This window comes from Pectobacterium quasiaquaticum (genome assembly GCF_014946775.2).
GTDB lineage: Bacteria > Pseudomonadota > Gammaproteobacteria > Enterobacterales > Enterobacteriaceae > Pectobacterium > Pectobacterium aquaticum.
Map to the genome: position 1 here is coordinate 1,800,356 of NZ_CP065177.1, position 12,907 is coordinate 1,813,262.

Genomic DNA, 12,907 nt, shown 5'->3' on the forward strand with positions numbered 1-12,907 from the left:
CCCGCGTTATCAGCAAGCGATAACGCGGGGAACTGGCTTACTTATTATGACGCGCTTTCAGGCGATTAATGATGGTCGCCAGATCTAAATCCTGATCCTGCAACAGCACCAGCAGGTGGTACATTAAATCCGCAGCTTCGTTGGTCAGTTCTTCGCGGTCATGCACCGTTGCTGCTAATGCCGCTTCCAATCCTTCCTCACCGACTTTCTGCGCAATGCGCTTGGTGCCGCTGGCATACAGACGCGCCGTGTAAGAACTATCTGGGTCAGCATGCTTACGCTCGGCCAGCAGTTGCTCTAGCTGATAGAGGAACGTCCAGTCGCTGGCAGCCGGTGAGAAGCAACTGCTGGTGCCAAGGTGACAGGTTGGTCCGATAGGGTTAACCAGAATCAGCAGGGTGTCGTTATCGCAGTCCGGCGTGATAGAGACGACATTCAGGAAATGGCCGGAAGATTCGCCTTTCGTCCATAACCGCTGCTTGGTACGCGAAAAAAACGTCACTTTGCCACTCTCTTGCGTAGCCTGCAACGCGTCCTGATTCATGTAGCCCAACATCAACACTTCACCGGATACCGCATGTTGCACGACAACTGGCAGCATACCATCCGTTTTTTCCCAATCGAGTTGGTTTCGTTGTTCGTCGTTTAGAAAAACTGCTTCGCTTAACACACTCGAATCTCCACACCCTGTTGCTTAAGATATTGTTTCAGTTCGCCAATATTAATAATTTGCTTGTGAAACACCGATGCAGCCAGCGCGCCATCAACGTGGGCGGTTTGGAATGCATCCAGAAAATGTTCCATGGTGCCTGCGCCGCCGGAAGCAATAAGCGGGACATGACAGATATCACGCACCAGATTTAACTGATGTAAATCGTAGCCGTTGCGCACGCCGTCCTGATTCATCATGTTCAGGACAATCTCTCCCGCGCCACGCTTTTGCACTTCTTCAACCCAATCCAGCGTTTCCCAGGTGGTGACTTTGGTGCGCGCTTCATCGCCGGTGTACTGATTGACATGGTAGCGGCCCGTCACAGCATCGTGCCAGGTATCAATCCCGACGACGATGCACTGCACGCCATAACGATCGGCCAGACGAGTAATCAGCTCTGGATCGGCCAGCGCCGGTGAATTGATGGAGATTTTATCCGCGCCGAAAGAGAGGATTTGACCGGCTTCTTCCACGCTTTTAATGCCCCCCGCTACGCAGAAAGGAATATCAATCACTTCCGCGACGCGGGATACCCAGCTTTTATCGACCACACGGCCGTCGGAAGAGGCGGTGATATCATAAAAGACTAACTCATCGGCTCCTTCCTGCGCGTAGCGCTGTGCCAGTGGGACGATGTCGCCGATGATTTCGTGGTTGCGGAACTGTACGCCTTTGACGACCTGACCGTTACGCACGTCCAGACAGGGAATTATCCGTTTTGCCAGCATGAAATAGCCTCCGCGACGTTGAATTTACCTTCCAGCAGCGCACGACCCACGATCACGCCCTGCACACCGCTGCCGCGTAAGTTGGCGATATCCGTCAGATTACCGATGCCGCCGGATGCCTGAAAGGCAATCTGTGGATAGCGCTGACAGATTTCACGATAGAGTTCGACGTTGGAACCGCTCAGCGTACCGTCACGGGAAATATCTGTGCACAGTACATGCTTCAGGCCAAACGGCAGATATTGTTCGACGACCTGTTCAAGCGTGGCGTCTGAATTTTCCTGCCAGCCGCTGATGGCGACGAACTTCGTGCCGTTGGCGTCGATACGAACATCCAATGCCAGCACCAGCGCTTCTGCGCCGTAGCGGGTGAACCACTGCTGAACGAGTTCCGGCTGCTTAACGGCGGTGGAGCCGATAACGACACGGCTGGCACCGGCTTTTAATAACGTTTCCACGTCCTGTTCGGTGCGGATACCGCCGCCGATTTGAACCGGTACGCTAACGCCTGCCAACAGCGTGGTTAACAAGGGGATTTGGCGGGCAGAAGGATCTTTTGCACCGGTCAAATCCACCAAATGCAACACGCCAGCCCCTTGTTGCTGATAATCCTGCAAGCGGGGAAGCGGATCGCTACCATACTGGCGCTGTTGGCCATAATCACCCTGATGCAGACGGACAACCTGTCCATCAATCAGATCTAATGCGGGAATAATCATGACGTTCTACATCTCCAGAAAGTTTTTCAGCAGCTGCGCGCCCGCAGCACCCGAACGCTCAGGGTGGAACTGCACGCCAAAGAAGTTATCTTTTTCCAGCGCGGCGGTGAAGGCTTCGCCATAGTTGGCTTGTGCAATCGTGTTTTCGCAGACCGGCATGGCATAGCTGTGAACGAAATAGAAATAGGCTCCGTCATCGATATCGCGGAACAAACGATGCCCGGCCTTCGGAATGACCTGGTTCCAGCCCATATGCGGTAGCGGTAAGCCGTGGTCAACCATCTTTTTCACTGGCGTGTCGACAATCCCCAACGTGGGGATGCCACCGTTTTCGTCGCTGTTTGTGCCCAGCAACTGCATGCCGAGGCAAATACCGAGCACGGGTTGGGTACAGGCCTTGATCAACGCAATCAGGTTGCGCTCTTCCAATTGATTCATCGCCGCCTGCGCGGTGCCAACACCTGGCAGAAACAGCTTGTCCGCTTGCAGGACAATCTCGGCCTCACGGCTTACAACGGGCGTATACCCCAACCGCTGCACGGCGTAGGTCACCGAAGAGAGGTTAGCGCAGCCAGTATCAAGAATGACGACCTTCATCAGAGCACTCCTTTCGAGCTCGGCAGCGTGTCACCCTCGACGCGAATGGCCTGACGCAGCGTGCGTCCGAAGACTTTGAACAGGCTTTCCACACGGTGATGATCGTTGCGTCCTTTGGTTTTCAGGTGCAGCGTACAGGCCATGGAGTAAGACAGTGAACGGAAGAAGTGTTCGACCATTTCCGTACTCAGATCGCCGACGCGCTGGTAGCTGAACTCCGCTTTGTATTCCAGATGCGGACGGCCTGAAATATCCAGCGCACAGCGTGCCAGACACTCATCCATCGGTAGGACGAAGCCAAAACGGCCAATGCCGCGTTTGTCGCCCAGCGCTTTGTTCAGGGCTTCGCCCAGTGCCAGACCGGTATCTTCCACCGTGTGGTGATCGTCAATGTACAGGTCGCCTTTCACTTCAATGTTCATGCGGAACCCTCCGTGGGTGGCGATTTGATCCAGCATATGATCGAAGAAGCCGACGCCGGTGTTGATCTTGCTGCCGCCTTCCTGATCCAGCCAGACGTTCACGTCAATTGCGGTTTCACGCGTGACGCGGTTGACATGTGCGTGGCGGTTACGCTTGGTTAACTGGTTGGTAATCGCTTGCCAATTCAGTGCACCGCGTTGGTAGAGGAGGCCGGTTATGCCCATATTTTGTGCCAGTTGGATATCGGTCTGGCGATCGCCGATGACGTAGCTATTCGCCACATCCATCAGGCCATTATTCAAATAGGCAGTGACCAGTTCAGTCTTGGGCTTGCGGCAGGTGCAGTTATCCGCCGGCAGATGCGGGCAAATCAACACGTGCTCAAACTGGATGCCCTGCGATGTCAGAATCTGCATCATCAGGTTGTGCGGTGGATCGAAGGTTTCCTGCGGAAAGCTCTCGGTTCCCAGACCATCCTGATTAGTGATCATCACCAGCGTATAGCCCGCTTTTTGCAGTGCCAGCAGCGAGGGAATGACATCTGGTTCCAGCGCCAGTTTATCCAGACGGTCAACCTGGAAATCCTCAGGCGGTTCAGCAATCAATGTTCCGTCACGGTCGATAAAGAGGTATTTCTGGCCCACGTGAGCTCCTTAAAATTAAGCGTTGATGCTCGGCAATGATTGTAATGCAGCAACAACGCGTTCACATTCGTAGCGGTTGCCGATAGTAATGCGCAAACAGCCTGCGAGGCTCGGTTGCTTATTTTGGTCACGCAGAATAATGCCCTGATCCCACAGCGTTTTAAATACAGAAGGCGAAGCGGTAAAGCGCACCAGCAAATAGTTGCTCTCGCTGGGGAAGATTTCTTCAATGCAGGGAATGTCTTTTAAGGCATCGCTCAGCCAGCGGCGAGCGGAGGTAATTTCCTCAACATTCGCCTTCATTTTTGCGATCCCTTCGTGACTCAGCGCCTGCGCGGCGATATCTGCCACCGGAGTGGACAGCGGATAAGGGGCAATCACCTTCAGCAGAAGCTGAATCACTTCAGGGTTCGCCAGCGTGAAGCCACAGCGCAGCCCCGCGAGTGAAAAGGCTTTTGACAGGGTACGCAGAATCACCAAATGAGGAAACTCGCTTAGCCAGACTGCGGTGGACGCCTGCGGACAGAATTCGATGTAGGCCTCATCGATAACGACCAGCGCTTTGCCCTGTGCCAGCGTGAGCAACTGGCGTAAATCCTCCCGTGCAATCAGGTTGCCGGTTGGGTTATTTGGGCTGCATACGTAAATGACTTTGGTGCCGTCTAACTGTGCTTCAATCGCATCGAGATCCAACTGCCAGTCTGCTTTACTGGCTACGGTGCGACGTTCGACGCCAAACGTCTCAGCGCTGACGGCGTACATGCCGTAGGTTGGCGGACAGAACAGGATGGCATCTTTCCCCGGTTCGCAGAACGCGCGGATCAGCAGCTCGATACCTTCGTCGGCACCGCGGCTGACCAGAACCTGCTCCGGCGTTACGCCAGCATATTCAGCGTAACGGCTGATCACCGCGACTGGCTGACATTCCGGGTAGCGGTTTAGCGTTTGCAGCGTTAATTGAAATTCTGGTGCTTCAGGATATTCATTGGCATTCAACCAGACATCGCCGTTACCGCCCAGACGACGGGCAGATTGGTAGGGGGTCAACGCACGGACGTTCGCACGTGCCAGTTCTTCAATGTTGCTCATGCTTGCTCCTTCAGTGCTGCAACACGCAGGGTAACGGCGTTTTTGTGGGCAGTCAGCTGTTCGGCCTGTGCCAATATTTCTATGGTCGGCGCCAGTTGCAGTAACCCCTGCGGCGTGAGCTGCTGTACGGTCATGCGTTTCTGGAAATCGGCCAGTCCCAGGCTTGAATAGGTCGAGGTATAGCCATAGGTCGGCAGAACGTGGTTGGTGCCGGAGGCGTAGTCGCCAGCGGATTCCGGTGACCAGTCGCCAAGGAAAACTGAACCCGCGCTGGTGATGCTATCAACCAGTGACTCTGCGTCGCGCGTCTGGATGATCAAGTGCTCTGGACCATATTGATTGCTGATTTCAATGCACTGTGCCAAATCACGCGCAACGATGACGCGACTGCTGGCAAGCGCCTGACGTGCGATATCTGCACGGGACAGTTGCGTGAGTTGCTCTTCAACGGCATCGGCTACGGCTTTGGCCATTGCTGCGTCCGGTGTAAGCAGGATGACCTGTGAATCCGGACCGTGCTCTGCCTGTGATAACAGGTCGGAAGCGACAAACGCGGGCGTCGCGCCGCTGTCTGCGATCACCAGAACTTCGGATGGCCCAGCGGGCATATCAATAGCCGCGCCATCGAGCTGCTGGCTAACCTGACGCTTGGCTTCCGTCACATAGGCGTTGCCGGGGCCAAAAATCTTATCCACTTTCGGCACGCTCTCGGTGCCAAATGCCATCGCAGCAATCGCTTGCGCGCCGCCGAGCTGAAAGACTTCTTTAATGCCGCACAGCTGTGCAGCATACAGAATTTCATCGGCAATCGGCGGCGGTGAACACAGCACGACACGACCACAGCCAGCGATGCGCGAAGGTGTTCCCAACATCAGCACGGTCGACGGCAGCGGGGCAGAGCCGCCAGGAATATACAGACCGACGGTTGCGATAGGACGAGTGAGCTGCTGGCAACGCACGCCTGGCTGCGTTTCGATATCGACAATCGGCAGTTTTTGCGCGTTGTGGAATGTCTCGATATTACGCACGGCGATCGCCATCGCCTGTTTGACGTCATCGCCCAGACGAGCGGAGGCAGCGGCGATCTCAGCCTCGGTGATGCGAATCGCATTCACCTGAACCTTATCGAACTGTGCACTGTAGTCACGTAACGCGCTATCACCACGGCTTTTCACGTTTGCCAAAATATCGCTCACGATAGCGGTAATGCGGTCTGACGCAGAAATTGCCGGACGAGTGAGTAACTGACGCTGCTCTTCTGCTGAACAGCGCTGCCAGTCAACGAGCGTGCTGAAGCTGCCAGTGCTGTTGGTGTTATCAGCCATCGTCATCACTCCATCATTTTTTCAATAGGCAGGACCAGAATAGAGCTGGCACCCAACGATTTCAGCTTTTCCATCGTTTCCCAGAACAGCGTTTCGCTGCTGACCATGTGCATGGCAACACGACGTTGATCGCCGGCCAGTGGCAGAATGGTCGGGCGCTCGGCACCAGGCAACAGGGCAATGATTTCGTCCAGACGTTCGCTAGGCGCGTGCAGCATGATGTATTTCGATTCACGCGCCTGAATCACGCCTTGCATACGGGTCAGCAGTTTATCGATTAGCTGCTGTTTCTCTTCTGGCATCTCGCCGTCGCGCTGAATCAGGCAGGCTTTAGAACGGTAAATCACTTCGACTTCGCGCAGGCCGTTGGCTTCCAGCGTGGCACCGGTTGATACCAAATCGCAGATGGCATCGGCCAAGCCGGCGCGCGGAGCCACTTCGACGGAACCGTTGAGCAGACAGGATTTGAAATTGACAGATTGTCTGTCGAGATATTGTTTGAGCAGGTGAGGATAAGAGGTGGCGATACGTTTGTTGTGCAGACATTCAGGACCAGTATAGGCTTCATCCAGCGGCATCGCCAGCGACAGGCGGCAGCCGCCGAAATCCAGACGGCGCAGCGTGAAGTAACGCGGATCTTCGCCCTGTGCACGACGGTTTAACAGCTCTTCTTCCAGCACGTTTTCGCCGATAATGCCCAGGTCGACCACACCATCCATGACCAGACCGGGGATATCGTCATCGCGTACGCGCAGGATATCAATCGGCATATTTTCTGCAAACGCAATCAGACGCTGTTGCTGTAAGTTGATTTTGATCCCGCAGCGCGCCAGCAGTTCGCGTGAATCGTCGCTCAGGCGGCCTGACTTCTGCATTGCTATCCGTAAACGTGTTTTATCCAGCATGGAAACCTCATTAACCTGTCAAATTTAAATTTTTGGAAATAGATCGAGCATAAAAAAACGTCGGGAACGTCTTTTAACGTTGCATAGCAACGGCCTGCAAGGTGCGCTCAAGGATGGCGCGCATAAAAAAACCCTCGGAAGATGATCTTCCGAGGGCTCTCTTTGTGTTCTGCGCCACTGGAAGATCTTAACGTCTTCCAGCACCAACTGCCCGAAAGACTAATCAGGATGATGGTGATGATGGTGGTTAAACAGAACGCGTGTCATACAGTGTCTCTTTGTTGTGTCAGTATTTATTAAATGAATAATGATTTCTGTCGAATAACCTAAACCATGTTCGGGTTGTTGTGCAACATTTTTTTAGCAGATGTGGGAAAGTTCGTTTTGGTTACGTGATGCGTCTGCCTAATTGCACGAGATATCGGCCTGGATAGACAGAAAGCGTTGCTGAAATCGGACAGGCTCTGTAGCGATGGGCATGAAAGCCGTTTACTCTGTAGGCGGTGCGTGATGTTAATTAACAGGCTCCTTGCAGGGGAGAACGGCTGATGAAAAAAGTATCGATTGTGGGATTGGGCTGGCTGGGTATGCCGCTAGCTCTGGCGCTGAATGGGCACGGCTACCACGTGACAGGGACGAAAACTACTCAGGATGGCGTGGAAGCCGCGCGAATGAGCGGCATTGAGTGCTATCAACTGGCGCTGACGCCTGAACTGGAATGCGACGCAGACGAGCTTAGCGCATTACTACAGGTTGACGTGTTGATCGTGACCTTGCCCGCTAGCCGAACGGCGGAAGGGGGCGAAGGGTATGCGCAAGCGGTACAGCAATTGGTAAATATGGCGCGTGTGTTTCATGTTCCGCGTATTATCTTCACCAGTTCAACCTCGGTTTATGGCGATAGCAGCGGCACGGCAAAAGAACACTCGCCGCTACAGCCGACGACGGTAGCAGGGAAAACGCTGGTGTCCCTCGAACAGTGGTTGCAGCATCTACCTGATACTTCGGTGGATATCTTGCGTCTTGCGGGGCTGGTCGGCGGTGAACGCCATCCCGGACGTTTCCTTGCGGGCAAAACCAATCTGCCGCGCGGTAACCATGGTGTGAATCTGGTGCATCAGGAAGATGTGCTGGCAGCGATCCTGCTGCTGCTTAAGCTTCCGAACGGTGGGCATATCTATAACCTGTGTGCGCCAGAACATCCTGCCAGACAGGATTTTTACCCTGAACAGGCGCGTAGATTGCACCTGTCTCTGCCGCAGTTTGCGCCCATAACCGACAGCGCTCAGGGGAAAATTGTTGATGGGCAGCGTATCTGCCATGAACTCGGGTTTGAGTATCAGTACCCTAATCCCTCAACAATGCCGTTGAACGAGGGCTTGTCGCGCTAACCACAATGCGTGCTGGTTTGTGTTGATACCCCGATTTTTTTTGAGGCCACTATAGATTTTCTGATAAACCCGGATGTGTGTGACGCATCCGGGCTTGAGGCCTTAAAATGACGTCCAGTCGCTTTCTGACGACGCGGATTTTTTGTCTGCCGTTGACACCCGTTTTGGCAACGCGTGGCGTGGCGTAGAGGATGACGCAAGTGAAGCGGATCGGATGTCGGATTGAGACACGCGGAAGTGTTCGAGCAACTTCTCTAGCAGTACCGCCTGCTCTTCCAGCGAATTGGCGGCAATGGACGATTCCATCACCAGCGACGCGTTCTGCTGCGTGGTGGTATCCAACTCGCCGATCGCCTGCGCGATTTGCCCAATACCTCGGCTCTGTTCCTCAGAAGCAGAGGAAATTTCCCCCATGATGTCGTTCACGCGGGAAACGGAATCGACGATTTGTTCCATCGTATCTCCGGCAACGGCCACAAGATGGCTACCCGCATTGGTGCGTTCGACCGATTCTGAAATCAACGCTGCGATGTCTTTGGCTGCCTGCGCACTGCGTTGTGCCAAATTGCGGACTTCGCCAGCCACCACGGCAAAACCGCGCCCTTGTTCACCGGCGCGTGCAGCTTCTACCGCGGCGTTCAGCGCCAGAATGTTAGTCTGGAAGGCAATACTGTTGATGACGCTGGTGATGTCAGCGATTTTTTTGGAGCTGGCCGCGATATTGTCCATGGTCGTCACCACCTGTTTCACGACCTCACCGCCTTTCAGCGCATTCTTGGAGGCATCGGCAGCGATTTGGCTAGCATGCTTGGCGTTGTCGGCGTTGTTTTTCACCGTTGACGTCAGTTCTTCCATGCTAGCCGCGGTTTCAACTACGGCGGCCGACTGCTGCTCGGTACGTGAAGACAGATCGCTATTGCCTGTGGCAATTTTGCTTGCCGACTGGCTGACGCTACCGACGCTGTCCCGCACTTCGGAGATAACGTGGCGCAGTTGTTCATTCATCGTCCCCATTGCGTGGGTAAGCCGCCCCAGTTCATCGTGGCGATCGGTCTGAATCGAGGTGGTGAGATCGCCACTGGCAATACGTTCCGCCAGCGACAGGTTATGGATGATGGGGCGGGTAATAATCCGGGTGATGTAGATCGAAATAATGATACCGATGATGACGGCGATGAGACCGATAATCATGGTAATGGTTGCGGAGTTATAGGCCAGTTCATCGTTTTTCGCTTTGATAATGGCCGTCAGCGCGTTGATGTCTGCGCTGCTTTTCGTTCCTGCTCTCATGACCAAATACTCTGCTTTTTTCACGTCATCGAAAGCGGTGTAATAGTCTGCGTTAATCTGTTGATATTGTTTGATGTAATTGCGTAATGCGTCAGCCTGACCTTTCAGATCGGCAGGTAAAATCGGTAAGGCCTGATAGGCTGATTCCGTTTCCGCATAACGGTTATTCAGTGCAGTGACGGTTTTCTCATCTTTTGTTATTTGCAGCTCATAACTCAGCTTTTGCACTTCACTTAACAAGAAAGCGAGTCTGCTAATCGCGTAATAGGCATCATTATCGGGGAATGAACTGGTGCTATGAATGGTCTGTGCAACAGGTTCCAGCGTGGCTTGTGCATGGAGTTGATTTATTTTTCCCTGAATAGCAACCGCTTTTTGTGTTGCAACAGACATTGCGGATACCGATGTCTGAAAGCCTTCTAAGTTTTCTTTTAAGCTGTTGATGTGGCCTAACTCATCGGTGCTCCAGGCCAGCGTTTTTGCACTGTCTGTTAAGTCTGTCGCGCTTTTAACGAATTTCGCCAGAATATCTTTTGTCTTTTCATCAGGGGCATAGAAATATTTAACACGATTTATTTTTGCCTGAAACACCTCAATATTGATGCTGTAAATAAGATTGGTTTTCTCATAGATATCTTTGATGTCTTTAAATCTTTTTGTACTAAGCGATGAGGCAACAATAACGAGTAATAAAATAATGCCAAATCCCGCATACAGTTTATGTGCGATTTTTGTGTTACGGATTCGACTGGCAAGATTCTGCATTATAACTCTCCATGTAGGACGATTTATTAGTAATAATGATCACGGTTTTATTGCTAACGATTATTTCACGGTTAATAACGACGTCATTTTTCACGACGGTTTCATTTCTAGCTACTATGAGTTATCGGGCTTTCTTATCGCGATGTTAGTGCCAGAGTAGGGGATAATAACATTTTGTGATGGATATCAAGGCGGGCTGTGCAAATGCACAGTGTTTTATGGGGATACATCCAAAACAACGTAGCTTACTGATTATTTAACGATTTATTGATCATTGAATTCAGCCCTGACGTCATATCAGGGCTGAAGGATCTAACGTTAGAACGTTGTCCAGCCTGAATCCTGCGACTGTTTTGATGCAGGTGGCAGGCGTTTCTGCTGTGGCGGCAAACCGGAGAGATTGGCTTTGGGTTTGCGCCCCTCGTGATCGGACAGGCGGAAGTTCGCTACCATGCTTTCCAGTATCGCAGACTGTTCTTCCAGCGAGTTAGCGGAGATTGAGGATTCCATTACCAGTGCCGCATTCTGCTGCGTGGTGGTATCTAGTTCGCTGATGGCGCGAGAAATTTGCTCAATACCACGGCTTTGCTCATCGGAGGCAGAGGCAATTTCCCCCATGATGTCGTTAACCCGCGAGACAGAAGAGACAATCTGATCCATCGCCGTTCCCGCATTGGCTACCAACTGAGTGCCCACATTAATACGCGACACCGATTCAGATATCAGGCTGGCGATTTCTTTTGCCGCTTGCGATGTGCGTTGAGAAAGCGTCCGCACCTCGCTGGCAACTACGGCAAACCCGCGACCTTGTTCACCGGCTCGTGCTGCCTCTACGGCGGCGTTAAGCGCCAGAATATTGGTCTGGAAAGCAATGCTGTTGATAACGGCGGTGATGTCGGCAATCTTTCGTGAGCTGTCTGAAATCCCTGACATCGTATCCACCACATCCCGAACCACTTCGCCGCCTTTGTGCGCATTTTGCGAGGCTTCAGTACTGATTTGGCTCGCTTGTTTGGCGTTTTCGGCGTTGTTTTTCACGGTCGACGTCAGTTCTTCCATGCTGGCGGCAGTTTCTACCACAGCGGCAGACTGCTGCTCGGTGCGCGAGGAGAGGTCGCTGTTACCCGCGGCAATCTTGGCCGCAGAGGTGGACACGCTGTCCACGCTGTCACGCACATCGCTGATCATATGGCGCAGCTTCTCGTTCATTCTTCCCATGGCGGATGTTAGCTGACCCAATTCATCATCGCGGTCAGCCACGATCGTTGACGTCAGATCGCCTGCGGCGATTTTTTCCGCCAGAGAAAGGTTGTGAATCACGGGGCGGGTGATTTGGCGGGTAATCAGCAGCGAAATGATAATGCCGATCACGACGGCGATGAGGCCAATGATCATCGTGATGGTAGCGGAACCGTATGCCAGTGCATCATTCTTCTCTTTGACGATAGCGATAAGCGCTTTAATAGAGGCGCTGCTTTTATCCCCGCCGACCTTCACGCCGTCTTCGGCTTTTTTCAGATTGTTGACGCTCTGGAAGTAGTCAGCGTTGAGCTTTTTATAGCTGGTGACATAGCTTCGCAGGCCCTCTGCGGCGACCTGCTGTTCAGGCGTCAGTGCCGCAGTGGCGGCCTGGTAGTTGCTGTCAAAACGACCAAAAGCCTCATCGAGCTTCTTCGCGGCATCGGCATTTTGCTTAAGCTGCAACTCATAGGATAACTGCTTGAGTTCTGAAACCTGCGTTGCCAAATCTTCAGCCTGATATTGCGTTACGCTATCAGAAGGCTGCTGGCGCAGTTTGGCGTAAAAATCCGCGGTAATGTTTTGCCCGTTGGCGGCGCTGATTTTGTCGCGATTTTCTACCACGCGCTGCGTGGATTTCCCCATCTCGGTGATTGCGTTCTGGAATTCGGTCAGATTCTGGCCGAGATCGTTGACGAGGGGAGCGCCTTCCGGACTCCATGAGAGCGTTTTCGCTTCAGTGGTTAACTCTGAAGCATGTTTAACGAAGCCCGCCATAGTTTCACGTGACTTCTCTTCATACGAGTAAAAATACTTCAGGCGATTTATTTTGGCCTGAAAGACTTCGATGTTGATGTTGTAAATAAGATTGGTTTTTTCATAGATATCACGAATTTCTCTGAAGCGACCTGCGCTCAGTAGCGATGCAATGATGACCAGTAGCAAGATCACCCCAAACCCAAGATACAATTTTTGGGATATTTTAAGATTTCTGATTTTTTTGGCTAAGAACATGACGTCTCTCCGGGGATGAATTACTGGTGTCGGGTAACGAATTAATAGCGTATATGACCCATAATG

The 12,907-nt window shown here is 52.7% G+C and carries 12 protein-coding genes and 1 other annotated feature; of the genes, 1 reads left to right on the top strand and 11 read right to left on the bottom strand.

Features of this window, described 5'->3' with window-relative positions:
* Positions 1-37: 37 nt before the first annotated feature.
* From hisIE to hisL, 9 genes are all read right to left on the bottom strand, one after another.
* The gene (gene hisIE, locus IG609_RS08315; RefSeq protein ID WP_226374236.1) at positions 38-601 is read right to left on the bottom strand and encodes a bifunctional phosphoribosyl-AMP cyclohydrolase/phosphoribosyl-ATP diphosphatase HisIE; all 564 of its coding nucleotides are present in this window, start codon (positions 599-601) and stop codon (positions 38-40) included.
* A gap of 62 nt (positions 602-663) precedes the next feature.
* On the bottom strand, positions 664-1,440 hold the full coding sequence (gene hisF / locus IG609_RS08320; protein ID WP_193399361.1) for an imidazole glycerol phosphate synthase subunit HisF: 777 nt from the start codon (positions 1,438-1,440) through the stop codon (positions 664-666).
* Positions 1,422-2,159, bottom strand: coding sequence for a 1-(5-phosphoribosyl)-5-[(5-phosphoribosylamino)methylideneamino]imidazole-4-carboxamide isomerase (hisA, locus tag IG609_RS08325; RefSeq protein ID WP_193399362.1), 738 nt, complete (start codon positions 2,157-2,159; stop codon positions 1,422-1,424). The genes hisF and hisA overlap by 19 nt, the downstream gene beginning before the upstream one ends.
* Before the next feature lie 6 nt (positions 2,160-2,165).
* Positions 2,166-2,756, bottom strand: a complete 591-nt coding sequence (hisH, locus tag IG609_RS08330) for an imidazole glycerol phosphate synthase subunit HisH (RefSeq protein ID WP_193399363.1) — start codon at positions 2,754-2,756, stop codon at positions 2,166-2,168.
* A complete protein-coding gene (hisB, locus tag IG609_RS08335) occupies positions 2,756-3,823 on the bottom strand; it encodes a bifunctional histidinol-phosphatase/imidazoleglycerol-phosphate dehydratase HisB (protein WP_193399364.1) in 1,068 nt (355 codons plus the stop codon). The genes hisH and hisB overlap by 1 nt, the downstream gene beginning before the upstream one ends.
* Before the next feature lie 15 nt (positions 3,824-3,838).
* Positions 3,839-4,912 carry a histidinol-phosphate transaminase gene (gene hisC / locus IG609_RS08340; protein ID WP_193399365.1) on the bottom strand — a complete coding sequence of 358 codons (1,074 nt, stop codon included), beginning with the start codon at positions 4,910-4,912 and terminating at the stop codon, positions 3,839-3,841.
* Complete coding sequence (gene hisD / locus IG609_RS08345) at positions 4,909-6,237, bottom strand: histidinol dehydrogenase (protein WP_193399366.1); 1,329 nt, start codon at positions 6,235-6,237, stop codon at positions 4,909-4,911. The genes hisC and hisD overlap by 4 nt, the downstream gene beginning before the upstream one ends.
* Before the next feature lie 5 nt (positions 6,238-6,242).
* Complete coding sequence (hisG, locus tag IG609_RS08350; RefSeq protein WP_193399367.1) at positions 6,243-7,142, bottom strand: ATP phosphoribosyltransferase; 900 nt, start codon at positions 7,140-7,142, stop codon at positions 6,243-6,245.
* Between the two features lie 122 nt (positions 7,143-7,264).
* Positions 7,265-7,386 (bottom strand) — a sequence feature (His leader region).
* Positions 7,362-7,409 (bottom strand): his operon leader peptide, encoded by a 48-nt coding sequence (gene hisL, locus IG609_RS08355; RefSeq protein ID WP_106389040.1) that lies wholly within the window; start codon positions 7,407-7,409, stop codon positions 7,362-7,364. It overlaps the preceding feature by 25 nt.
* Positions 7,410-7,690: 281 nt before the next feature.
* Here hisL and IG609_RS08360 point away from each other — a divergent pair, with 281 nt between their 5' ends.
* A complete protein-coding gene (locus tag IG609_RS08360; RefSeq protein ID WP_193400447.1) occupies positions 7,691-8,533 on the top strand; it encodes an SDR family oxidoreductase in 843 nt (280 codons plus the stop codon).
* Between the two features lie 102 nt (positions 8,534-8,635).
* On the opposite strand, the gene IG609_RS08365 is transcribed toward IG609_RS08360, so the two are convergent.
* Positions 8,636-10,588: a methyl-accepting chemotaxis protein gene (locus tag IG609_RS08365; RefSeq protein WP_193400449.1), complete on the bottom strand. Its 1,953-nt coding sequence runs from the start codon at positions 10,586-10,588 to the stop codon at positions 8,636-8,638.
* A 318-nt stretch (positions 10,589-10,906) separates the two neighbouring features.
* The gene (locus IG609_RS08370; RefSeq protein WP_193400451.1) at positions 10,907-12,841 is read right to left on the bottom strand and encodes a methyl-accepting chemotaxis protein; all 1,935 of its coding nucleotides are present in this window, start codon (positions 12,839-12,841) and stop codon (positions 10,907-10,909) included.
* Between the last annotated feature and the right edge of the window lie 66 nt (positions 12,842-12,907).

Excerpts from the sequence above, each read along its gene's own strand:
- hisIE (WP_226374236.1), bottom strand. The coding sequence starts at position 601 with ATGCTGCCAGTTGTCGTGCAACATGCGGTATCCGGTGAAGTGTTGATG.
- hisF (WP_193399361.1), bottom strand. The coding sequence starts at position 1,440 with ATGCTGGCAAAACGGATAATTCCCTGTCTGGACGTGCGTAACGGTCAG.
- hisA (WP_193399362.1), bottom strand. The coding sequence starts at position 2,159 with ATGATTATTCCCGCATTAGATCTGATTGATGGACAGGTTGTCCGTCTG.
- hisH (WP_193399363.1), bottom strand. The coding sequence starts at position 2,756 with ATGAAGGTCGTCATTCTTGATACTGGCTGCGCTAACCTCTCTTCGGTG.
- hisC (WP_193399365.1), bottom strand. The coding sequence starts at position 4,912 with ATGAGCAACATTGAAGAACTGGCACGTGCGAACGTCCGTGCGTTGACC.
- hisD (WP_193399366.1), bottom strand. The coding sequence starts at position 6,237 with ATGGCTGATAACACCAACAGCACTGGCAGCTTCAGCACGCTCGTTGAC.
- hisG (WP_193399367.1), bottom strand. The coding sequence starts at position 7,142 with ATGCTGGATAAAACACGTTTACGGATAGCAATGCAGAAGTCAGGCCGC.
- IG609_RS08360 (WP_193400447.1), top strand. The coding sequence starts at position 7,691 with ATGAAAAAAGTATCGATTGTGGGATTGGGCTGGCTGGGTATGCCGCTA.
- IG609_RS08365 (WP_193400449.1), bottom strand. The coding sequence starts at position 10,588 with ATGCAGAATCTTGCCAGTCGAATCCGTAACACAAAAATCGCACATAAA.
- IG609_RS08370 (WP_193400451.1), bottom strand. The coding sequence starts at position 12,841 with ATGTTCTTAGCCAAAAAAATCAGAAATCTTAAAATATCCCAAAAATTG.